The organism is Enterobacter quasiroggenkampii (assembly GCF_043972695.1).
Lineage (GTDB): Bacteria > Pseudomonadota > Gammaproteobacteria > Enterobacterales > Enterobacteriaceae > Enterobacter > Enterobacter quasiroggenkampii.
This window is the reverse complement of record NZ_CP143745.1, coordinates 2,641,035-2,664,207: the sequence shown is the minus strand read 5'-3', so window position 1 is coordinate 2,664,207 and position 23,173 is coordinate 2,641,035. Positions and strand designations below refer to the sequence as shown.

The window sequence follows — 23,173 nt, the reverse complement described above, 5'->3', positions numbered from 1 at the left end:
GTGCCGTTTTTCGTTCAGGAATCCCAGGCCTGTTCTATCTTACCGGCTTCAAACTGCGGAGGCGGTTTGCGGAAACGGCGCGTGAGCCATGTCAGGTAAAGGATCCCCAGTGCCGCCCAGATGAGGCCAAGCGTCAGAGACGTCGCTTCGAGGTTTATCCACAGCACGCCGACCGTGACGGCACCAATGAGCGGCAGCAGGAGATAGTGGAACCGATCTTTCCACGTTTTGTTCAGCCCCTTACGCCGCCAGAAATGGTTGTACACCGAGAGATTAACAAACGTAAACGCCACCAGCGCGCCAAAGTTGATCAGCGCCGTCGCGGTCACGAGATCAAAGTACAGGGCCGACAGCGCCACTATCCCAACCATAATGACGTTCAGGGCCGGCGTACGCCATTTCGGATGCACGTAGCCAAACACCCGCTCCGGAAAGACGTTGTCACGCCCCATCACATACAGTAAGCGCGAGACGCTGGCGTGCGAGGCCAGGCCTGAAGCGAGCGTATTCACAAACGTGGTACACAGAAACACCGACTGGAAGAGCTTGCCGCCCACGTACAGCGCGATTTCCGGCAGCGCGGCGTCCGGGTTCTTGAAGCGGGCGATCGTCGGGAAAAAGAGCTGCATGAAAAACGAGGCAACAATGAATATCAGCCCGCCATACAAAGCGGTGAGGAAAATGGCTTTGGGGATCACCCGCGCCGCATTTGGCGTCTCTTCCGACAGCGTGGTGACCGCGTCAAAGCCGAGGAAAGAGAAGCAGACGATAGTCGCGCCGGTAATAATCGGGATCAGGTGAGCGTTCTCGCTGATAAACGGCTGGAGTGACCAGACGGTGCCGACGCCCTCCCCCTTATGCAGTCCGTGCACCACGAGGATGACAAACACCACCATGATGGCGATCTGCACCAGCACAAACAGGGTGTTGAAGTTGGCGACAAGATTCACGCTCTTCAGGTTCGCCAGCGTCAGGATCGTCACAAACCCCACTACCCAGACCCACGGCGGAACTTCAGGGAACAACGCGGAAAGGTAGATCTTCGCCAGCAGCACGTTAATCATCGGCAGGAAGAGATAGTCCAGCAGCGATGACCAGCCGACCATAAAGCCTAAGTGGGGGCCGATCGATTTCTGCGTGTAGGTATATGCGGAGCCCGCTTCCGGGAACTGCCGTACCAGTTTGCCGTAGCTAATGGCGGTAAACATGACGCCAGCCAGCGCCAGGAGATACGAGGCGGGCACGTGGCCGTTGCTGATACCGGACACAATGCCGAAGGTATCAAACACGGTCATAGGAGTGAGGTAAGCCAGCCCCATCATGACCACCTGCCAGAGCTTGAGGGAACTGCGCAGCCGGGTTCTTCCGGCCATGCGCGGCGAGTCAAGAGAGGTGTTAGTCGCCATAAACCGTCCCCCCCATGCTTACCGTGGTTTGCAATCGCGCTGTCCTTAACGCAAACCTGCTTAGCAAAGGGGGAAGTTGTAAAGAACACACGCGATCGCACCAGCGCACCGTCTCTGGCTCGCACTCACAGCAGGTGCCTGACTGGCCCCCTTCGCCCTGCGGATAGTTGAACATCTGCATCATTTCCTACCTCGTCACACAGTGTCGTTAAGAAAATCCCTGTGCCGCCTGCGCTCCATAACGCGACTCCCGGGAGATAGCTGGCGTGCCAGCAAACAGTTAGGCCAGGCTCCGCGCAGGCCGTTTGGTGATACGTATGAGATGAAACAAAGCGGCCCCTTACCGGGGCACGTCATCAGGCGTTTTTGAGCATCCACTCAATTTCAGTTTCGGTAATCAGGCGTTCAAACTGCAGTAATTCATCGTTTTTGCAGGCGTGATAGACGTGGCAGAAACGTTCGCCCAGCCGCTCGCGAAGGCTATCGTTTTGCATAAATTCCCACAGCGCATCGCTCTGACGAATCGGGAACGGCAGTCCGTCCTGCTCCAGACCATTGCCTTCCACTTCTTCCTGCAGGGGTAAATCGTTATCCAGCCCATGTAAAATACCGGCAAAAATCGCCGCCATCACCAGATACGGATTCGCGTCAGCGCCCGCCACCCGGTACTCGACCCGATGGTTATGGCGATCGCCGCAGGGGATACGCAGGGCAACGGTGCGATTATTATGTCCCCATGAGGCCTGCGTCGGCACGTACATTCCCGGCTGGAAGCGACGGTAGGAGTTGACGTTCGGTGCCAGCAGCGCCATGGATGCAGGCATCAGATCGATCATCCCGGCCAGCGCGCGTTTCAGCAGCGCGGAATCCTCGCCGTTGGCGTCTGCGAGCACGTTTTGGCCTCGGTTGTTTTGCATGCTGATGTGGATATGCATCCCGCTGCCCGCATGCTCTTCATACGGCTTTGCCATAAACGTGGCGTGCATCTTATGTTTTTCCGCCATCTGCCTGACGAGACGTTTTAGCGCCAGCGCATCGTCGCAGGCATCAAGCACGTTTTCCGTATGGTGCAGGTTTATCTCAAACTGGCCCGGGGAAGCCTCAGCCACTGCCCCGTCAGCGGGGATCAGCTGCAGCTGCGCCAGTTCGTCAATGTCGTTCAGCACGTCAGCAAAGTGGTTCAGATTATCAACCGAGTAGACCTGACTCTGCGTGTTGCGCACGTCGGTGCCCGGCGCGCAGGGTGGCTGCAGGTAGCCGTCGGCATCGCGTTTACGGTCAAGTAAATAGAACTCCAGCTCTACCGCTACCACGGGGAACAGACCGCGCTGGCGCAGCTGCTGCCAGAGTCGGTTGAGTACGTTCCGCGGCTCAACGTCAAAGGGAGCGCCATCTTCATCGACCATGGTGAGTTGCACCTGACCAATGTATTCCGGGTCGGCGGCGGACGGTGTCAGGGTGCCCGGTACCGGCACGCAGATGCAGTCCGGCTCGCCGAGCTCCTGCCCCAGGCCCGCCTCTTCCACGACGTTACCTAAAATGTCCATGGCGAAAACCGATGCCGGGAAATAGCAGCCTTTTTCAAGCTTGCTCAGTCCGGCAACCGGGATGCGTTTGCCGCGAAAACAGCCGTTCAGGTCGGTCAGGAGGACATCAATAAACTGGGTGTCAGGATACTTTTCTAAATAGCGCTTCACTTCCTGCGTAAAGGCGCTGCCCCGCCTCTCATCCGTGTGCTGCACAAAGTTCTCAACTTCTACGATATTGGTTTCCATGATTTACCACCGTTTTTGGATTTGCGTTCGCTGCTCTGGACTGTCAAATATAATGTCCACCCTATCGAATCTGTATGCAAATAAATTGTTTGTCAAATGTTAAATTAAGTTTGCAAAAGGCAGATCCCGTTGCTAGATTGAGAAAATATTGAACGAAAAGGCCGTTTTGCAGGCGATAATGGCCTAAATTTAGTCCACTTTGTGAGGGCGATCATGGAAAATATAATGAACAAGCCAGTTATTGGCGTGGTGATGTGTAGAAACAGGCTTAAGGGTCATGAGACCCAGACCCTGCAAGAAAAGTACCTGAATGCCATTATTAACGCGGGAGGCTTACCGATTGCCTTACCGCATGCGCTGGCAGAGCCAGAGCTCCTTACCGCTCTGCTCCCGACCCTGGACGGGATTTACCTGCCGGGCAGCCCAAGTAATGTGCAGCCGCACCTTTATGGTGAAAACGGCGATGAGCCTAACGCCGATCCCGGGCGAGATCTTCTGAGTATGGCGCTGATTGCCGCCGCGCTCGAAAGGCGCATCCCCATTTTCGCCATCTGCCGGGGGCTGCAGGAACTGGTTGTTGCAACGGGAGGGACGCTGTATCGCCGCCTGTTCGAGCAGAACGACCTGCTTGAGCACCGGGAAGATCCTGAACTGCCGGTTGAGCTACAATACGCCCCGTCTCATGAAGTTCAGGTTCAGGAGGGAGGACTGCTGTCTCAATTAATACCAGGCTGTAACACATTTTGGGTAAACTCGTTACACGGGCAAGGTGCACGGACGTTAGGACCACGGCTTCGCGTGGAGGCCCGCTCGACGGACGGGCTGGTCGAAGCGGTCAGCGTTCATGACCACCCTTTTGCCCTCGGTGTGCAATGGCACCCCGAATGGAACAGCAGCGAGTACGCCCTGTCACGTATGTTGTTTGAAGGTTTTATCACCGCCTGTCAAAGCCACATTGCTGAGAAGCAGCGGCTTTGACCACTACCGTAAAGGAAATGCAACTATGAGCGATGACGGACTGGCGCCAGGGAAACGTCTGTCTGAGATCCGCCAACAGCTGGGTCTCTCGCAGCGGCGTGCCGCCGAACTGTCTGGGTTAACACACAGTGCCATCAGCACCATTGAGCAGGATAAAGTCAGTCCTGCCATCAGTACGCTACAGAAGCTGCTGAAAGTTTATGGGCTGTCGCTCTCGGAATTCTTTTCGGAACCGGAAAAACCTGATGAACCGCAGGTGGTTATTAATCAGGAAGACCTTATCGAAATAGGCAGTCAGGGGGTTTCGATGAAGCTGGTTCATAACGGAAATCCGAACCGTACGCTGGCGATGATTTTTGAAACTTACCAGCCTGGAACCACGACCGGAGAGAGGATCAAACACCAGGGTGAGGAGATCGGTACGATACTGGAAGGTGAAATATTGTTGACCATTAATGGCCAGCAATATCACCTGGTTGCGGGGCAGAGCTATGCCATCAATACCGGCATACCGCACAGCTTCAGCAACACCTCGGCAGGCATCTGCCGCATTATCAGTGCCCACACCCCTACCACGTTCTAATTACCACTCAGTCCCGGCGTAAGCGCGCTTACGCCGGGAAATATAAAAACGATCGCTGTCGGCATTTAACGGGTTAATTCCCGGGATGCCCCACGGCTTCGTATTGCCTGAAACGGCCATGACCTTATTTATCTGATTGCGAAAGAAAGGAGTGAATATGCATTTTCAGCACCTGACTTACTGGCAGGATAAAGCAAAAAACAGCGCCATTGAGACCCGGTTATTTATTAACGGCGCCTATTGTGACGCCGCCGATAACACCACTTTTGAAACCGTCAATCCCGCGACCCAGCAGACGCTGGCGAACGTCGCCCGGGGCAAACAGGCGGACGTGGACCGCGCGGTTCAGGCCGCGCGTGAGGTATTTGAGCGCGGTGACTGGTCGCAGGCGTCTCCGGCGCGGCGCAAGGCCGTGTTAAATACGCTCGCCGATTTGATGGAACGCCATAGCGAAGAGCTGGCCTTACTGGAAACGCTGGACACCGGAAAACCCATCCGCCACAGCCTGCGCGATGATATTCCCGGCGCGGCGCGCGCCATTCGCTGGTACGCCGAAGCGGCGGATAAAGTCTACGGCGAAGTGGCGCCTACGGGTCCGGGCGAGCTGGCGATGATCGTGCGCGAGCCCATCGGGGTTGTTGCGGCCATCGTCCCCTGGAACTTCCCGCTGCTGCTGGCCTGCTGGAAGCTGGGCCCGGCGCTGATCGCGGGCAATAGCGTGGTATTGAAACCGTCGGAGAAATCACCGCTCACCGCCCTGCGCCTGGCCGGGCTGGCGAAAGAGGCGGGCCTGCCGGACGGCGTGCTGAATGTGATAAGCGGTTACGGCCACGAAGCGGGCCAGGCGCTGGCACGTCATCCGGAGGTCGAGGTGCTGACGTTTACCGGCTCTACCCGTACCGGCAAGCAGCTGTTGAAGGACGCGGGAGAAAGCAACATGAAGCGCGTCTGGCTGGAGGCAGGCGGCAAAAGCGCCAATATTATCTTTGCCGACTGTCCGGACCTGGACAAGGCAGTGAGCGCGACCGCCGCCGGGATTTTTTACAACCAGGGGCAAGTCTGTATCGCCGGTACCCGCCTGCTGCTCGAAGAGAGCATCGCCGATGAATTCCTGACAAAGCTGAAAGCGCAGGCCCGTCACTGGCAGCCGGGCGATCCGCTCGACCCCGACAGCACGATGGGCATGCTCATCGACGCTGCGCACGCCGATACCGTCCACACATTTATTCGCGAGGGAACCCGGAAAGGCTCGCTGCTGCTGGACGGGCGGGAACAATCATGGCCTTCCGCAGTCGGTCCAACCATTTTTGTCGACCTCGAGCCCGACTCCCCGCTGTGCCGGGAAGAGATTTTCGGACCGGTGCTGGTCGTCACCCGATTTAAAACCGAAGAGGACGCCTTAACGCTGGCCAACGACAGTGAATACGGGCTTGGCGCGGCGGTATGGACCCGCGATCTCTCCCGGGCACACCGCATGAGCCGCCGCCTGAAGGCCGGCTCGGTCTTCGTCAATAACTATAACGACGGTGATATGACCGTTCCCTTTGGCGGCTATAAGCAGAGCGGCAACGGTCGCGATAAGTCCCTGCACGCGCTGGAAAAATTTACCGAACTGAAAACCATCTGGATTGCCCTGGAGCCTCAATCATGACCGAACATACCACCAGCTACTACGCGGCCAGCGCGAACGCTTACGAACCTTTCCCGACGCTTAACGAGTCGATCAGCTGTGACGTGTGCGTGGTAGGCGGCGGCTATACCGGCCTCTCCTCCGCGCTGCATCTCGCCGAAATGGGCTATGACGTGGTGCTCCTTGAAGGGGCGCGCATCGGCTTCGGCGCCAGCGGACGCAACGGCGGCCAGCTGGTTAACTCCTACAGCCGCGATATCGACGTGATCGAGAAAAACTACGGGCCCGATGCCGCCAGAATGCTCGGAAGCATGATGTTTGAAGGCGGGGAAATCATCCGGGAGCGTATCCAGCGCTATCAGATCCAGTGCGACTATCGTCCCGGCGGGCTATTTGTGGCGCTAAACCATAAGCAGCTGGAGACGCTGGAGGAGCAAAAAGCCAACTGGGAACGCTACGGCAACACGCAGCTCGAGTTGCTGGACGCCAGCGCCATCCGCCGGGAGGTCGACAGCGAACGCTATACCGGCGCGCTGCTGGACCGCAGCGGGGGGCATATCCATCCGCTGAACCTGGCGATCGGCGAAGCGGACGCCATTCGCCTGAACGGCGGGCGGGTATATGAGCAGTCCCCGGTGACCGCCATTCAGCACACCAGCCCGGCCGTGGTGAGCACGCAGCATGGCCAGGTGACGGCCCGCTACGTGATCGTCGCCGGGAATGCCTATCTGGGCGATAAGATCGAACCGGAACTGGCAAAACGCAGCATGCCCTGCGGCACCCAGGTGGTGACCACCGCCCCGCTGCCGGAAGAGGTCGTCCGCACGCTGATCCCCAATAACTACTGCGTGGAAGATTGTAACTACCTGCTGGATTACTACCGTCTCACCGCCGACAACCGCCTGCTGTACGGTGGTGGCGTCGTGTATGGCGCGCGCGATCCGGACGATGTCGAGCGCCTGGTGATGCCAAAGCTGCTCAAAACCTTCCCTCAGCTGGCAGGCGTCAAAATCGACTACCGCTGGACGGGCAACTTCCTGCTGACCCTGTCGCGTATGCCGCAGTTTGGTCGTCTGGATAAAAACATCTATTACATGCAGGGCTACAGCGGCCACGGCGTGACCTGCACCCACCTGGCTGGACGGCTGATCTCGGAACTGTTGCGCGGTGACGCTGAGCGCTTTGATGCGTTTGCTAACCTCCCGCACTACCCCTTCCCGGGCGGTCGCAGCCTGCGGATTCCATTCACGGCGATGGGCGCGGCGTATTACAGCCTGCGCGATCGTCTTGGCGTATGATCGTTTTCGACAAAAGGGTATCTGATATGAGTAACCAGGAATTTCATCAGCGCAGACTTTCTGCCACCCCGCGCGGCGTTGGCGTAATGTGTGATTTCTTTGCCCGCACGGCGGAGAATGCCACGCTTACCGACGTGGAAGGCAACGACTATATTGATTTCGCCGCCGGGATCGCGGTACTGAATACCGGCCATCGTCATCCTGAACTGGTGGCCGCGGTGGAAAAACAGCTTCACCAGTTCACCCACACGGCCTACCAGATTGTGCCGTATGAAAGCTACGTTTCATTGGCCGAAAAACTTAACGAGCTGGCCCCGGTGCAGAGCCCGGCCAAAACGGCGTTCTTCACCACGGGCGCAGAAGCGGTGGAAAATGCCATTAAAATCGCCCGGGCCCACACCGGCAGACCGGGTGTGATTGCCTTCGGGGGAGGTTTTCACGGCCGAACCTATATGACCATGGCGTTAACCGGCAAGGTCGCGCCTTACAAGCTCGGATTTGGTCCCTTCCCGGGGTCGGTTTATCACGTGCCGTATCCCTCCGAGCTGCACGGCATCACGACGCAGGATGCCATCACGGCGATAGAACGCCTGTTCAAAGCAGATATTGAGGCGAAACAGGTGGCGGCGATTATTTTTGAACCCATTCAGGGTGAAGGCGGATTCAACGTCGCCCCGCCAGAGCTAGTGGCCGCCATCCGCCGCATCTGTGATGAGCACGGGATCGTGATGATCGCCGACGAAGTGCAGAGCGGCTTCGCCCGTACGGGTAAGCTGTTTGCCATGGAACACTACGCGGACAAACCCGACCTGATGACGATGGCTAAAAGCCTTGCAGGCGGAATGCCGCTGTCCGGTGTGGTGGGTCGCGCCGACATCATGGACGCGCCGGCTCCCGGCGGCCTGGGGGGAACCTATGCCGGCAACCCGCTTGCGGTGGCCGCCGCGCACGCGGTGCTGAAGATTATCGACAACGAGTCGCTGTGCGCACGCGCTCGTCAGCTGGGCGATCGGCTGAAATCCACGCTGGAGGAGATTCAGAGCACCTTCCCTGCGCTCGTGGCGATAAGGGGAAGAGGATCGATGATTGCGGCGGAGTTTTTTGACCCCGAGAGCCGTGAACCTTCAGCCGCCATCGCGCAGGCGATCCAGCAAAAGGCGCTCGCTCAGGGCCTGCTGTTATTGATCTGCGGCCAGTACGGCAACGTGATCCGCTTCCTTTATCCGCTGACCATTCCGGATGCCCAGTTCAACCAGGCGCTGGCGATCCTGCAACAGGTTATGCGCGATAAGTCCTGAGTGCCCACCGAAAACCGTCTCCCGGAATGCCGGGCACGGTTTCAACGGAGGAGATCTGCACAGATTTCCTCCGCGTGGGAAATGTTGGGGAATTTGGTCGGTTTCATTGTATGCTCCCTGAAACACATCCCCGGCATGAGGAAATAAGAATTGAAAAAAACATCAGCCTATCAGTCACTTGTGAAAACCTTCCAGCGCCTCTCCCGCTTCTCGCACCTCTCCTCCATCGCCAGCTGGGACATGTTCACCATGATGCCGCCCAGCGGCAGCGCCGCGCGCGGCGAGGCGCTGGCAGAGATGAGCGTCCTGCAGCACCAGCTCCTGACCGATAAAAAAGTCGGCGACCTGTTAGCGGCGGCGACAGGGGAAGATCTGAATGACGTCGAACAGGCCAACCTGCGGGAAATGACGCGCCACTATCAGCAGGCCTCGCTGCTGCCGGAATCGCTGGTAGAAGCCAAATCCCTGGCGGGCAGCAGGTGTGAACACGCCTGGCGCACACAACGTCCCGCCAACGACTGGCAGGGTTTTTCCGCCAACCTGAAAGAGGTGGTCAAACTCAGCCGTGAAGAGGCGCGCCTGCGGGCGGAAGCCAAAGGCTGTACGCCGTACGATGCGCTGCTGGATATTTTTGAACCCGACATGACCAGCGCCCGTCTGGACGTGCTGTTCGGCGACATGAAGTCCTGGCTGCCGGACCTGCTGGCAAACGTCGTGGAAAAGCAGGCTCAGCGATCGTTTGTTCCTCCTCAGGGGCCTTTCCCGACGGCAACACAGCGTGAACTGGGCCTGGAAGCCATGAAGATGCTCGGCTTCGATTTTAACGGCGGTCGCCTGGACGTAAGCGCGCACCCGTTCTGCGGCGGCGTACCGGAGGACGTGCGCATCACCACACGCTATGACGAGGATGAACTGCTCAGCGCGCTGTTTGGCGTGATCCACGAAACCGGACACGCGCGCTACGAACAAAACCTGCCGCGCGCATGGGCAGGACAGCCGATTGCGCTGGCCCGCTCAACCGCGATCCACGAATCTCAGAGCCTGTTCTTCGAGATGCAACTGGGACGCAGTGAAGCCTTCCTCAAGCATCTTCTCCCTGCGGTGCACGCCCGTTTTGGCAGCCAGGCGGCGTTCAGCGAAGAGAACTTTATCGCCTGGAACCAGCGCGTGAAGCCGGGCTATATCCGCGTCGATGCAGACGAAGTGAGCTACCCGGCGCACGTGGTGCTGCGCTATGAGATTGAGCGGTCGCTGATCAACGGCGAGATCGAAGTGGACGATATCCCTGCCCTGTGGGACGAGAAAATGCAGGCCTGGCTCGGGTTATCCCCCAAAGACAACTACCGCAACGGCTGTATGCAGGATATCCACTGGACCGACGGCGGTTTTGGCTACTTCCCGTCGTATACGCTGGGGGCCATGTATGCCGCACAGCTGTTCCACGCCGCGAAAACGGCGCTTCCGGGTCTGCAGGCCTCCATCGCTGAGGGCGATTTTTCCGCACTCTTTGACTGGCTGCGTCAGAACATCTGGAAGCACGGCAGTCGCTTCAGCACGTCGCAGTTAATCACCCAGGCGACGGGCGAGGATCTGAACATCCGTTACTTCCGCGAACATCTGACCTCCCGCTATTTGTAATCTGTTTGGCCGGGGATGAGGGACCTCAGGTAAAAGAGCCGTATGTTCCCCCTCACCCCAGCCCTCTCCCTCTATGGAGAGTGGGCCGTCTGTGCTAGCCCCCCGGCAATGTACATATGGTTACACGCCGATACCAATCACTCACGGAAACCCCGAGTTTACAGGGATATAGTTATTTCAACGGCCCCGCAGTGGGGTTAAATGAAAAACCAAATTCGAGGGTATGAGAATGAATAAAGTATTAGCTCTGGTTGTTGCCGCTGCTATGGGTCTGTCTTCTGCTGCATTTGCTGCTGACACTACCGCAACTGCTGCACCGGCTGCCGCACCTGCTGCAACCACCACCGCTGCCCCAGCAAAAGCGGTTCATCATAAGAAACACCACAAAGCTGCAGCGAAAAAAGAAGCCGCTGCACCTGCAACCGCAGCACCAACCGAGCAGAAAGCGCAGGCTGCCAAAAAGCACCACAAAAAAGCCGCTAAACCCGCTGTAGAGCAGAAAGCGCAGGCCGCTAAAAAGCACCACCACAAAAAAGCCGCTAAACCCGCTGTAGAGCAGAAAGCGCAGGCTGCTAAAAAGCACCACCACAAAAAAGCCGCTAAACCGGCTGTAGAACAGAAAGCTCAGGCTGCTAAAAAGCATCACAAAAAAGCAGTAAAACACGAAGCTGCTAAACCAGCTGCACAGCCAGCTGCGTAAGAGTACAAGCTAAACCGTGCCCTTCGGGGCACGTTGGTAAACCGGCGCCGAACCGGAACAGGTTCCGCGCCGTTTTTTTTATCCGGAGGGCGTATGCTGCGACGCTATCGGTTTGAGCTGATTCTGATCCTGCTTATTTTATGCGCGCTCATCGCCAGCCACTTTTATCTTTCCTGATTGTAGCACGCTGATTTTACTCCCACTTTAGCGCTGTCCCGTCTATAGTATTTTCATAGGGTTCACTTTTAATAATCATAATTACCCCCACCAGAGTGTGATATGCGTAAATCTGTTGTGTTGTTACTGGGAACGTTTGGTCTTTTTTCTGGATTCTCACATGCGGATGATGGCGGTGATGACACCATTAGCGCGAAAGAGCTAAAGACGCTTTTTTTCGGTCATGACGATCGCACGCGCGTCGCCGATCCCACCCAGGCGCCCTGGGATGCTATAGGTCAACTGGAAACCGCCAGCGGTAACTTATGTACTGCGACGCTGATTACCCCACAGCTTGCCCTGACAGCAGGCCACTGTCTGTTAACGCCGCCAAACGGCAAGCCGGATAAAGCGGTGGCCTTGCGGTTTGTGTCGCAAAAAGGCACCTGGCGCTATGAAATTCACGGCATTGAAGGCCGGGTCGATCCGTCTCTCGGCAAACGACTGAAACCGGATGGTGACGGCTGGATCGTGCCACCGGCGGCCGCCTCATGGGACTTTGGCCTCATCGTTTTACGCTATCCCCCTTCCGGCATTACACCGCTGCCGTTATTTGACGGCGACAAAGATGCCCTCACCGCCGCGCTGAAAGCTGCCGACCGGAAAGTGACGCAGTCCGGCTATCCTGTCGACCATCTGGATACGCTTTACACGCACTCCGACTGTATTGTGACGGGCTGGGCGCAAACCAGCGTACTCTCGCACCAGTGCGATACGTTGCCGGGTGACAGTGGCTCACCGCTGATGCTGAAAACAGATAACGGTTGGCAGTTGATCGGTGTGCAGAGCTCTGCCCCGGCGGCGAAAGATCGCTGGCGCGCAGATAACCGAGCCTTGTCCGTGACCGGTTTTCGCGACAAGCTGGAAGCGCTGGCGCAGCAGTAAATCAGCATCGTCTGACCTGATGTAATGCCCTGATTGACTCAATCGGCATCGGCTGGCTGAACCAAAAACCCTGCAGTTGATCGCAGCCAGCCAGCCGCAGCAGTTTCATTTGTCTTTCGGTCTCGACCCCTTCGGCGACCACCGCCATCCCCAGCGCGTTGGCGATCCGCACCGTGCCGCTTACCAGCGCGGCCGCCTGTTCATCGTTGTCCACCAGCCCGGCCAGCGATTTATCAATCTTGATCGTGTCGAAGTTAAAACGCCGCAAATAGCCAATGCTGGAATAGCCAGTGCCAAAGTCATCCAGCGCCACCGCGGTGCCCAGCGCTTTAAGATTGGCTATCGCCATGCGGGCACGCTCCGGGTTTTCCAGCACATAGGACTCCGTGACCTCCAGTTGCAGTCGGTTAGCAGGGAAATGAGTGGTCTCCAGCACGCTGGCCACTTTGTCTTCGAAGGCGGGATCGCGGAATTGCGCGGGAGAAATGTTAACGGAAAGCGTTAAGTCACCATACGGCTGGAGATCCTGGCAGGCGCGCTGCAGCACAAACTGGCCCAGCTTGTAAATCAGACCGCTGGTCTCCGCAATGGCGATGAAGGTATCCGGGCCCAGCGGCCCGTCCGGGCGACGTGGCCAGCGGACCAGCGCTTCGACACTGCTCATTTTCTGGCTGCGGGCGTCAATAATCGGCTGATACCAGACCTCAAACTCATCGCGCTCCAGACCGTTACGGATCTGATTTTCAATCGCCAGCTTACGCTCCCGGGCGCTGTTCAGCTCGGCGTCGTAGTGGGTGATACGCCCTTTCCCGCTCATTTTGGCATGGTACATGGCAATATCGGCGCGGCGAAACAGCTCGGAGCTGGTGCATTCAATCAGGGTTCCGCTGGCGATACCGATACTGGCCCCGATATGGATCGTGCGTTCCCCCAGCTGAATCGGGGTGGTGAGAAAATCCAGCACCGAAACGGCAAAGGCGGTGGCCTGTGCTTCTGCCTCATCATCGCCGATGGTCATGGCAAACTCATCCCCGCCCATACGCGCCAGCATTCCCCCTGGCGGCACGCGTTCACTCAGCGTTTTCGCTATCGCCACGATGAGATCGTCTCCCACGCTGTGACCGTAGATGTCATTCACGTCTTTAAAACCATCCAGATCGATAAACACCACGCTTTTGACGTCGATATCCCCGCGTAGACTCACCCGATCCAGCGCTTCGATGAGCGCTCGTCGGTTCGGCAGATGGCTTAGCCAGTCCGTTCTCGCCACCAGACGCGCCTGGCTTTCTCCTCGCGCAAGCTTGTACAGCCCCACGCTGCTCACCAGAATAAAGAGCAGGATCAGAGCCGATGCCAGCACAACAATCTGCGTGATATCAGAGGATGCCGCCCGGGCGGCCTGCGCCCCCGGAAGCCGTGCCTGCCAGTTAAGATAGCCCAGCAGCTCCCCTGCCGAACTGCGCAGCGGCATACTCATTTCGTTAATTTTTTCCGGCGTAAAGTGCAGGTTATCGATCTGAAAGGTCGCCCCCAGGTCGGCTAAGATTCTGGCGTTCAGATGACGGGTGATCACCAGATAGCGGCGCGTTTCGTCGGTGACCTGTAATCTTCCAACCATCGGGCGAATCAGCCCAATGCCCACAAAGGCGACGCCGCTTCGCGTTTTGCTGATCCCGGCATAAATATTTTTATCGCTTGATAAGGCGCGCGCGTGCTGAGCAATCAGGGCTTTTAGCCCCTTACCGAAAAAATCGAGATTCGTCTCCAGAAAAGGCTGACTTTGAAACGATCCCCAGATGACATTGAAATGCTCATCAAGCACGAAGGTGCCATCATAGAGGTTGTTGATTTTAAAGCCGGCGCCCCAGGTGTTATACAGCCAGTCGGTATCGAGCGTGGGACGGTAGGCCTCCCGCACCGCATCGTCCCAGACTGCGTTATCCAGCACCAGCGAGGAGACGCGGTTAACCGATGTCTGAATGGCCCCCTGCACGGAAAGCGCCGTGCGGTGTTCATCAATTTCATTGGTTTTGGTGCTGATAAGATGCAGGGAAAGATAGAGGAGTGCGACGACGGAGATGATTAAGCCGATGCCCGCCATAAAGACCATGGCAAACAACGTTCTCGCGGTGGGAATATTGCGCCAGCTTAATGTGCGATACATCAGCCATCCTCTTTAAGGTTTTGCTTTTCTAAGCGTAATACAGGCAGCGAATTTCGCTGCCTGTAAAGGATGGCTTTATGAACGTCAGGCAAGTTTTATCATAATCATACCTGCAAGCAGCAAGATGAGTCCCATCCAGCCCTTGTTATTTAAACGCTGACCGAAAAGCACCCAGCCTGCAGCCAGCGTCGCGGCGATACCAAAACCGCCCCACAACGCATAGGCGACCGAAAGATCGATTCCTTTTACCGCCTGGGACAGCGCGCTGAACGCCCCCAGAACCGCGGCAATCGACATCAGGCCGTAGAATTTACGGCGAAAACCATCGGAGAATTTCAGCAGAACGTTCGCCAGAATTTCCAGCACGATGGCGAACCCCAGCCAGGCCGCATGAACCCACTCAAACTGTTGCATGGTTCTGCTCCTTCTGCACTTTAGACGGCTTACGGGTACCTGATTTAATCAGCACAATACCCGCGACCAGCGTCGTTAACCCGGCGACCTTCATTGTTGTTAATGTTTCGTCAAATATCAGCACGCTGAACAGCGTAATCAACAAAATACCGATCCCTTCCCACAGGGCATACGCGACGCCCAGCGCAATTTTTTTCACCGCAAACGAGAGGAAAATATACGAAAGCGAAATCATCACCAGCATCAAAATAAAACCGGTGTTGCCATCGCTGACGCTAGCCCACTTCATCGACAGCGTGCCGGTAATTTCAGCGATAATAGCCAGGGCTAATAAAATCCAGTAAAACATGTTTTTCTCCTGCTTGAGAATATAATCCTTCGTGGCCCGCTGCGTGCAGCAAACCCAAAAATACGAATTGAAATCAGTCAGCTAAGCGCTTAGCGCCAGCTCAGGCAGAAGAAATGACTATAGTGCGGTGCGCCAGTGTTGCTCACCAGAAAGCAGGCAGAAAGAGGTGGAGTATACAGCAGTATTGTTTGAAGAGTACGTCCTGAACATATTGTCCATAAAATTACAATTATCCGCGTTGTTGCTTCTCGTCTTTGCGGATGAAAATTGTCCTCGGTAGTTAAACACACCGAATTTGTACCATAAGCCAGGATTTTACTCAAAGTCTTTGCAATTCTTTACCCACTCCGTTTGATTTTGGTTAGTTTATTGCAATGCCTTTCACCTTTATTATAAATATAAAGAAAATTTCGGAGTCACCATGGCTAAACCCATCATTACCCTGAACGGGTTAAAAATTGTCATCATGCTGGGCATGCTGGTGATCATATTGACAGGCGTGCGCTTTGCCGCCGACATTATTGTGCCCTTTATTCTGGCCCTGTTTATTGCGGTGATCCTCAACCCGCTGGTTCAGCGTATGACGCGGCTACGCATCCCGCGCGTGCTGGCCATCACGCTGCTTATCAGCATCATTATTGTGGCGATGGTACTGCTGGTGGCTTATCTGGGGACCTCGCTCAATGAACTGGCGCGAACGCTGCCGAAATACCGCTCTTCGCTGGCAATACCGCTGCTGCAGCTGGAGCCCTGGCTGCAACGCGCGGGTATCGAAGTCTCAGTTGAAGAACTGCTGAAATATATCGACCCCAATGCGGCGATGACGATCGTCACCAGCCTGCTGGCTCAGCTTTCCAATGCCATGACCTCCATTTTCCTGCTGTTTTTAACGGTGGTGTTTATGCTGCTGGAGGTGCCGCAGCTTCCTGCAAAGCTGCAGCAGATAATGGTCCGTCCGGTCGAAGGAATGGGGGCGATTCAACGCGCGCTGGACAGCGTCTCCCGCTATCTGGTGCTGAAAACGGCCATTAGCCTGGTGACGGGCGTTGTCGTCTGGGTGATGCTTCTGGCGCTGGACGTCCGCTTTGCGTTCGTCTGGGGGTTACTGGCGTTTGCGCTTAACTACATTCCCAACATCGGCTCCGTGCTGGCGGCGATCCCCCCTATTCTTCAGGTGCTGGTTTTCAGCGGGCTTTATGACGCGCTGATCCTGCTGGCCGGATACCTAGTCATCAATCTGGTGTTCGGTAACATACTGGAACCCCGCATGATGGGCCGGGGCCTGGGGCTGTCCACGCTGGTGGTCTTTTTGTCCCTGATATTCTGGGGCTGGCTGCTCGGGCCCGTTGGGATGCTGCTCTCCGTTCCGCTCACCATCATCGTCAAGATTGGTCTGGAGCAGACGGCGGGCGGGCAAAGTATCGCCGTGCTGCTGAGCGATATGAGCCATCACTAGCCGTCATTCCGCCATCGACAGGAGGGGCTTGCGGGTCCTTCCACCTTCACGATAAGCGCTGAGCGCCCTTCGCCACTCCGCCAGCGGGTACACCGTAACGTCGCTGTACTCACTGTCGGGCAACCTCAGCCAGATGCGATCGAACTCCGCGCGCCACGCCTCAACGCTGAGCGCATCCAGACCGTTTCGAATATGGAACCACGCCACGCGCGGCGCAGGCCGCTGCTGTGTGAAGGTTTGCCCGGAGAGCAGCCCGTAGCAGACAAACATGCCCTGCTCGGGCATCACGCTGAGGATCGTTTCCGCAAGCGGCCCGCCGGTGGCATCGTAGACGATATCGCTACGGGCGGCGACGGTGCCGATTCTGTTTGCGTCATGCTGTGCGACAGGCGTAATGCCCATCGCCTCCAGCCGTTCAGCATGCACGGCAGAACGGTGAATGCCATACACCGCTTCCGCCCCCGCCTGACGCGCCCACTGCCCCAGCAGAATGGCGCAATCCGATCCGGCAGCCGTGAGCAAGACTCGCTTTCCACGCGGCGGGTAGCGGGTCAGCATCATCTGCGCCGCCAGCGGGTTAATATAGGCCCGCGCGGCCAGATGTGCGTCGACGGTGTCCGGAACGGGTATCGCATACTCTGCCGGGCAATCCACATAGCGCTGCCAGGTGCCCTGACCGCGCAGCGGCAGGACGCGCTGCCCCACCAGATGCTTAAACGAGGCGGGCGCCTCGGTGACAACACCGACACCTTCATACCCCGCGACCGCCGGTAACGGGGTTCTGTGACGATAGGCACCGGTGATGGGGATAAGATCGGACGCGTTGACCGGAGAAAACAGCATCCGCACGCGGAGCTGTCCCGGCGCAAGCGCGCCCGGCGGCGCGGTTTCAGGTTGCAGAACAGATTCTGGCTCGCCAAACCGGCGATACCAGAGGGCCAGATTTTCCATTACGATCTCAAGGCTGATAGCGGAACTACTCGCGCCAGCCCATTGCCGGTGCGACATGTTTGAGAATAGACTCAATCACGTGCGCATTATAATCCACACCCAGCTGGTTCGGCACGGTCAGTAAGAGCGTGTCCGCCTCGGCAATCGCCTCGTCCTTTTTCAGCTGTTCAACCAGCTTGTCCGGCTCCGCGGCATAGCTGCGCCCGAAGATGGCGCGCGTTTTCTCATCAAGATAACCCACGCTATCGCTGTCGTTGCGGCTGGCCCCGAAATACATCCGGTCACGGTCGTCCATCAGCGCAAAAATACTGCGGCTGACCGACACCCGCGGCTCACGCGTATGCCCAGCCTCTTTCCAGGCCTGACGGTACGCGCGGATCTGTTTTGCCTGCTGAATATGGAACGGCTCACCGGTTTCATCGTCCTTCAGCGTTGAGCTTTGCAGGTTCATGCCCAGTTTTGCGGCCCACACGGCCGTCGCATTAGAACCGGCACCCCACCAGATACGCTCGCGCAGCCCTTCTGAATAAGGCTCCAGGCGCAGCAGCCCCGGCGGATTCGGGAACATGGGCTGCGGGTTCGGTTTGGCAAACCCTTCCCCACGCAGCACCTCAAGCAGCACCTCGGTATGACGACGTGCCATATCCGACTCGTTTTCCCCTTCCTGCGGGACATAGCCGAAATGACGCCAGCCATCAATAACCTGCTCCGGGGAGCCACGGCTGATGCCCAACTGCAGGCGACCACCGGAAATCAGGTCCGCCGCGCCCGCATCTTCAGCCATGTACATCGGATTTTCATAGCGCATATCAATCACGCCGGTGCCGATTTCGATGGTCTTCGTTTTTGCGCCAATGGCGGCCAGCAGAGGGAACGGCGAGCTAAGCTGTCGCGCGAAGTGATGCACGCGGAAATAGGCGCCGTCTGCCCCCAGCTCTTCAGCCGCCACGGCTAAATCGATGGACTGCAGCAGCGTGTCAGCCGCTGAGCGCGTGCCGGACTGCGGCGAAGGCGTCCAGTGACCAAACGATAAAAACCCGATCTTTTTCATAACTCTGTGTCCTGATAATGCATTGCGTTCTGTCCACTTTACGCATTACCCGGTAAGAATAAATGCCGTTTATTTAACGGAATGATTCAAATAAATTGATTGAAATAGTTTCATGTCCCTCAGGTAAAAACCCGTTGGTTATCCGTTTGAATTAACGTTACTACTATAGGTCGGGACCTTTCACACTGGATAAAAAATGAAAAGACGCTATGTTGTGGCGGATGTTTTTACTGACACGCCGTTTCTGGGTAATCCTGTTGCCGTCGTACTCGATGCGGAGGGCATGAGTAAAGCACAAATGCAGCAGGTCGCCGTTGAGTTTGGTTACAGCGAAACGACGTTTGTGCTGCCGCCAGACAACCCATCCAATACAGCACGCGTCCGAATTTTTACGCCCTCGCGCGAGATCCCCTTCGCCGGGCACCCGAATGTGGGTACCGCCTACGTGCTCGCTCATCACACTGCGATGAATCATCAGCACCTGCCTGATACACTGCACTTCGAGGAAATCGCTGGCCTGGTGCCCGTGCGCCTGCTGCGTGACAACGATACGGTGACTGGCGCAGAACTCCTGGTACCAGAGGCACTCTCCTGCCGCTCTGAAGTTAGCCCGGAAAAGGTGGCTGCCTGCTTGTCCCTGAACGCAGAAGATATCCGTACCGAGGTACATATGCCCGTCGTCGCGTCGGTGGGTCTGCCCTTCCTGATAGCCGAGCTGGCCTCTCGCGAGGCGCTCCGTCGATGCGTGCCCAATTTACAGGGTTTTCGTGCGACGTTACCACTGGACGGTGCAGTTTCACTCTATGCCTATACCCTGGATTCAGATTCCGATGCGCCCTGCGATGTGCAAGCACGCATGTTTACGCCCCGAATGACGGAAGATCCTGCAACAGGCAGCGCGACCGCCGCTGTTACGGCGCTACTGGCATTACACCGCGACAAAACGACGCTTGACCTGACAGTCAGTCAGGGGGTCGATATGGGACGAGCAAGCGTACTGTTCACGGGATACGATGCCTCCTCAGGAAAGGCGGTGGTTCGCGTCGGCGGAAAATGCGTCATTACGCTTGAAGGCACATTATCACTCTAACGGAGGAAGCGTATATACATTTACAGTGCCTGATGAGATATATTGGCTCACTATTTTTATGACAGGTAAAACCGGCAATGGCTTTGATCCCCAAAAACTACGCGCGGCTGGAAAGCGGCTATCGCGAAAAAGCATTAAAAATCTATCCATGGGTGTGTGGACGCTGTTCGCGCGAGTTTGTCTATTCCAATCTGCGTGAACTCACGGTTCACCATATCGATCACGACCATACCAACAACCCGGAAGATGGCAGCAACTGGGAGCTGTTGTGCCTGTTTTGCCACGATCACGAGCATTCGAAATACACCGAAGCAGATCAGTACGGCACCACCGTGGTGGCCGGGGAAGATGCGCAAAAAGACGTGGGCGTCGCCACGTTTAACCCGTTTGCCGATTTAAAGGCGATGATGGATAAGAAGAAGTAATCCTCTCTCCCCCCTCGCTCACATCGTGCGGCGCGAATTTAAAATGTCCAGGTGATAGCGGCGGTTGCAGACCCCTCATTGCGCCGCATCACGATCGGGCTTTCATTGGCATGGTCGCCAAGCCAGGTATAGTCCGCGCTGAGGACTGTTCCCCAGTGAGCATCGAACTGATGGCTCCAGGTCAGGCTGGTGTCGACGCCATAAAATCCACCCGGCGCTGAATAGCGGCGATAGCCGGTGCGGCGGCTCTGCTGCTCACTGACGCCATACCAGGTATTCATATAACGGCTGTCGCCAAACAGGGCCGCAGACTGAAAGGCGATCGTGTCCTGGTTATTTTGTACCGGGATCAGCGTAACGGAGGCCTGATAGCTTGCCCCCTGACTGTCGGTTAACGGCAGCGTCGCTTTGCCTTCCATGCTCAGCCATGGCGCGGCCTGCCAGCCGACGGCAAGGCCGGTATTCAGGGTGGCATTAATGTCCCCCATCCCTTTCAGGTTGTTTGCACCCTCACGCCAGCCAGAATTTTTATCAGCCCTTCCGGGGTCGTAGCCCAGCGTGTGTTCGAAATACCAACCGCTGTCGTTTTGCAGGTCATATCCCACCCCTTTTGGTGCATCAACAAAGAAAGCGCCTTTGCGTCCCTGCAGCACAGGAACCACCTGCCACACCTGCTTGTCTGAGCCTGAGTAACGCGGGGCATATTGCCCTCCCAGCCCGACGGTTAAGGAATCGGACGCGGTGTCATCATCCGCCTGCGCGGCGGATGCCACGACCATCAGAAGCGGGACGGACATATACAGGACTTTTTTTATCGCTATCATACTGCTCTCCTTACAGACGCTGGCGTCTCCTGAGACAGGGACAGCCACACAATGTTGGCGCAGTATGATTTGGCTGAATCAATGAATCGTCGGGATAGTGTTAAGAAATGGTCAAGGTGAACGGATGTTATCCAGAAGAGTGCTGATTATTGAAGATGACGCCGATGCGGCTGGCGTGCTCGAAGCCTATTTACGGCGTGAAAATTACGACGTGACCATTACCGGAGACGGTCTTTCCGGGCTGGATATGGCGCAGCGGTGGAAGCCCGACCTCATCCTGCTGGATGTAATGCTGCCGGGACTTAACGGCACCGAGGTGCTGGCGGGCCTGCGTCGTAAAAGCGATGTGCCGGTGATCATGGTCACGGCCATGGGGGATACTCCCGATCGCATTGGCGCCCTGCGTTACGGTGCTGATGATTACGTTGTGAAGCCTTATCATCCGGGCGAAGTGGTGGCGCGGGTGCAGGCGGTGCTGCGGCGCAGCAGTAAAAAAGAGACAGAGGAAAAGATCCTTCGCTGGCAAACGCTGGCGGTGGATGTCGCCGCCATTGTGGCGTGCGTGGACAACGGCGACGACACGCCTGTGATGCTCGATCTTACGCCAACGGAATTCTCGCTTCTGGCAACGCTGCTGCGCTCGCCTGCGCACCCGTTCTCCCGCCAGTATTTACTGGAACACTGCTTGCCGGAAAGCGAGGCGCTGGAGCGCGTGGTGGACACCCATATTTATAACCTGCGTAAAAAACTCGAAGCGGTGGGTATTTCCGGCGTGCTGATCAACGTGCGCGGCGTGGGTTACAGGTTCAGACAGCCATGATAAAAAACCGACACGCCTCTCTGTGGCGCTGGATTTGCGCGCGCATTTTAGCGCTGGCCATCGGCAGCGTGATCGTCATTGCCACCTGCATGTGGCTGCGCTATGCGGTCCAGAACTACTGGATCATGGGCAGGATGCCGCCAGCGGTCCGGCAGGAGTTTCTGACGCTCAGCCAGAACCCGCAGGCCAACCCGGCCCGCTTCCACTCGATTGTGGACACCTGGTGGGGCCTGAGCTATTCCACGCCGTCCATCGCCTCAGCGGACTGGGTCACGGTGGCCCTGCTGGTGCTGGTGATGATCCCGTTTATTGTGGTGATGGGGCTCAAACACGCCCGCCCGCTGGCACTGCAGTTCAGCCGACTTCGCGATGCGGCAAAGGATGTCGCCGAAGGTCAGTTTGGCCGTCAGGCTGAGCTGATCAAAGATGCACCGGCAGAAATGGTCAGCTTTGCGACCGACTTTAACTCTATGACGGGACAACTTGCCCGCTATGAGAAAGAGCTCCGCGCCTCGCACGTCGCGATGGCGCACGAGCTGCGCTCGCCCCTGACGGCCGCCATCGGGCGTCTGCAGGGCATGCTAGACGGCGTGTTTGATGCCAGCCCGGCGCAGCTGGGCATGGTGATGAAACAGCTCCAGCACCTCAACCGCCTCACCGATGAACTTCACCTTCTCTCTTTGGCAGACGCGGGTAACCTTGTGCTGGAGGACCAGCCGTTCTGTCTGGATGAGCTGATTCAGGAGCGGGCTGCCTGGATCATGCCCCAGGCGGATGCGCATCATTTCAGGATAACGCTGCGTAACCCGCACACCAGCCCCTTCCGGGGCGATGCGTTCCGTATGGGACAGGTCGTTACCATCCTCATGGAAAATGCGCTACGTTACGGACGCGAAGGCGGCCACCTTGAGGTGGCTCTGCATTACGCCAGCGGGCATTACATCCTCGAATTCACCGATGACGGGCCGGGCGTGTCGCCTCAGTTCCTACCGGAAATGTTTAAACGCTTTAGCCGCGAGGAGCAGTCCCGCGCGCGGCATTCCGGCGGCAGCGGCCTTGGTTTGTCCATCGCCCGGGCGATTTGCCAGGCGCATGGGGGAGAGATTAGCGCGTCATTACCGGAAACCGGCGGCCTCGCGGTGTGCATTTTGTTGCCCTGGCATCCGTCCGATAATGAAAATCTCCACTCTTGATAAAGCCTTGACAGAACATCGAATCTTTC

The 23,173-nt window shown here is 57.1% G+C and carries 21 protein-coding genes; 13 read left to right on the top strand and 8 right to left on the bottom strand.

What is annotated here, in order from left to right; translation table 11 throughout:
• Positions 1-14 precede the first annotated feature (14 nt).
• The gene (locus tag V1572_RS12750; RefSeq protein ID WP_008502450.1) at positions 15-1,406 is read right to left on the bottom strand and encodes an APC family permease; all 1,392 of its coding nucleotides are present in this window, start codon (positions 1,404-1,406) and stop codon (positions 15-17) included.
• A 356-nt stretch (positions 1,407-1,762) separates the two neighbouring features.
• Positions 1,763-3,181: a glutamine synthetase family protein gene (locus V1572_RS12745; protein ID WP_395299165.1), complete on the bottom strand. Its 1,419-nt coding sequence runs from the start codon at positions 3,179-3,181 to the stop codon at positions 1,763-1,765.
• A 213-nt stretch (positions 3,182-3,394) separates the two neighbouring features.
• Between V1572_RS12745 and puuD the strand changes: the two genes are divergently transcribed.
• The 8 genes from puuD to V1572_RS12705 all read left to right on the top strand — a co-directional run bounded on the left by puuD (position 3,395) and on the right by V1572_RS12705 (position 12,407).
• On the top strand, positions 3,395-4,159 hold the full coding sequence (gene puuD, locus V1572_RS12740; RefSeq protein ID WP_045910614.1) for a gamma-glutamyl-gamma-aminobutyrate hydrolase: 765 nt from the start codon (positions 3,395-3,397) through the stop codon (positions 4,157-4,159).
• Positions 4,160-4,184: 25 nt separating this feature from the next.
• The gene (gene puuR, locus V1572_RS12735; RefSeq protein WP_008502454.1) at positions 4,185-4,742 is read left to right on the top strand and encodes an HTH-type transcriptional regulator PuuR; all 558 of its coding nucleotides are present in this window, start codon (positions 4,185-4,187) and stop codon (positions 4,740-4,742) included.
• Between the two features lie 157 nt (positions 4,743-4,899).
• Positions 4,900-6,393 (top strand): aldehyde dehydrogenase PuuC, encoded by a 1,494-nt coding sequence (puuC, locus tag V1572_RS12730; RefSeq protein WP_395299164.1) that lies wholly within the window; start codon positions 4,900-4,902, stop codon positions 6,391-6,393.
• Positions 6,390-7,670 carry an FAD-binding oxidoreductase gene (locus V1572_RS12725; RefSeq protein WP_048030690.1) on the top strand — a complete coding sequence of 427 codons (1,281 nt, stop codon included), beginning with the start codon at positions 6,390-6,392 and terminating at the stop codon, positions 7,668-7,670. Before puuC ends, V1572_RS12725 begins: the two co-directional genes overlap by 4 nt.
• A 26-nt stretch (positions 7,671-7,696) precedes the next feature.
• A complete protein-coding gene (puuE, locus tag V1572_RS12720) occupies positions 7,697-8,968 on the top strand; it encodes a 4-aminobutyrate transaminase (protein WP_262808125.1) in 1,272 nt (423 codons plus the stop codon).
• A gap of 150 nt (positions 8,969-9,118) precedes the next feature.
• On the top strand, positions 9,119-10,606 hold the full coding sequence (locus V1572_RS12715; protein WP_395299163.1) for a carboxypeptidase M32: 1,488 nt from the start codon (positions 9,119-9,121) through the stop codon (positions 10,604-10,606).
• A gap of 229 nt (positions 10,607-10,835) precedes the next feature.
• Positions 10,836-11,306 (top strand): acid resistance repetitive basic protein Asr, encoded by a 471-nt coding sequence (gene asr, locus V1572_RS12710; RefSeq protein ID WP_045910376.1) that lies wholly within the window; start codon positions 10,836-10,838, stop codon positions 11,304-11,306.
• A 279-nt stretch (positions 11,307-11,585) separates the two neighbouring features.
• Positions 11,586-12,407, top strand: a complete 822-nt coding sequence (locus V1572_RS12705) for a serine protease (RefSeq protein WP_045910375.1) — start codon at positions 11,586-11,588, stop codon at positions 12,405-12,407.
• Position 12,408: 1 nt separating this feature from the next.
• Here the strand turns inward: V1572_RS12705 and V1572_RS12700 are convergent, their stop codons facing one another.
• From V1572_RS12700 to mdtJ, 3 genes are all read right to left on the bottom strand, one after another.
• Complete coding sequence (locus tag V1572_RS12700) at positions 12,409-14,571, bottom strand: EAL domain-containing protein (RefSeq protein ID WP_395299162.1); 2,163 nt, start codon at positions 14,569-14,571, stop codon at positions 12,409-12,411.
• Between the two features lie 84 nt (positions 14,572-14,655).
• On the bottom strand, positions 14,656-14,985 hold the full coding sequence (gene mdtI / locus V1572_RS12695; RefSeq protein WP_045910373.1) for a multidrug/spermidine efflux SMR transporter subunit MdtI: 330 nt from the start codon (positions 14,983-14,985) through the stop codon (positions 14,656-14,658).
• Entirely contained in the window at positions 14,972-15,334 is a 363-nt protein-coding gene (mdtJ, locus tag V1572_RS12690) for a multidrug/spermidine efflux SMR transporter subunit MdtJ (protein ID WP_008502463.1), read from the bottom strand. The genes mdtI and mdtJ overlap by 14 nt, the downstream gene beginning before the upstream one ends.
• A gap of 421 nt (positions 15,335-15,755) precedes the next feature.
• Between mdtJ and V1572_RS12685 the strand changes: the two genes are divergently transcribed.
• On the top strand, positions 15,756-16,790 hold the full coding sequence (locus tag V1572_RS12685) for an AI-2E family transporter (protein ID WP_032651092.1): 1,035 nt from the start codon (positions 15,756-15,758) through the stop codon (positions 16,788-16,790).
• Between the two features lie 3 nt (positions 16,791-16,793).
• Here V1572_RS12685 and V1572_RS12680 read toward each other — a convergent pair whose 3' ends face one another.
• Complete coding sequence (locus V1572_RS12680; protein ID WP_048222872.1) at positions 16,794-17,741, bottom strand: zinc-dependent alcohol dehydrogenase family protein; 948 nt, start codon at positions 17,739-17,741, stop codon at positions 16,794-16,796.
• A gap of 25 nt (positions 17,742-17,766) precedes the next feature.
• Positions 17,767-18,792 (bottom strand): LLM class flavin-dependent oxidoreductase, encoded by a 1,026-nt coding sequence (locus V1572_RS12675; RefSeq protein WP_032651088.1) that lies wholly within the window; start codon positions 18,790-18,792, stop codon positions 17,767-17,769.
• Positions 18,793-18,988: 196 nt separating this feature from the next.
• Between V1572_RS12675 and V1572_RS12670 the strand changes: the two genes are divergently transcribed.
• Both V1572_RS12670 and yajD read left to right on the top strand, forming a co-directional pair.
• The gene (locus V1572_RS12670) at positions 18,989-19,882 is read left to right on the top strand and encodes a PhzF family phenazine biosynthesis protein (protein WP_395299161.1); all 894 of its coding nucleotides are present in this window, start codon (positions 18,989-18,991) and stop codon (positions 19,880-19,882) included.
• A 77-nt stretch (positions 19,883-19,959) separates the two neighbouring features.
• A complete protein-coding gene (gene yajD, locus V1572_RS12665) occupies positions 19,960-20,307 on the top strand; it encodes an HNH nuclease YajD (protein WP_003857471.1) in 348 nt (115 codons plus the stop codon).
• 38 nt (positions 20,308-20,345) lie between these two features.
• Here yajD and V1572_RS12660 read toward each other — a convergent pair whose 3' ends face one another.
• Positions 20,346-21,131, bottom strand: coding sequence for a MipA/OmpV family protein (locus V1572_RS12660; RefSeq protein ID WP_395299160.1), 786 nt, complete (start codon positions 21,129-21,131; stop codon positions 20,346-20,348).
• 124 nt (positions 21,132-21,255) lie between these two features.
• Here V1572_RS12660 and V1572_RS12655 point away from each other — a divergent pair, with 124 nt between their 5' ends.
• On the top strand, positions 21,256-21,951 hold the full coding sequence (locus tag V1572_RS12655; protein WP_045910368.1) for a response regulator: 696 nt from the start codon (positions 21,256-21,258) through the stop codon (positions 21,949-21,951).
• Positions 21,948-23,144, top strand: a complete 1,197-nt coding sequence (locus V1572_RS12650; protein ID WP_045910367.1) for a sensor histidine kinase — start codon at positions 21,948-21,950, stop codon at positions 23,142-23,144. Before V1572_RS12655 ends, V1572_RS12650 begins: the two co-directional genes overlap by 4 nt.
• The last annotated feature ends 29 nt before the right edge of the window (positions 23,145-23,173 follow it).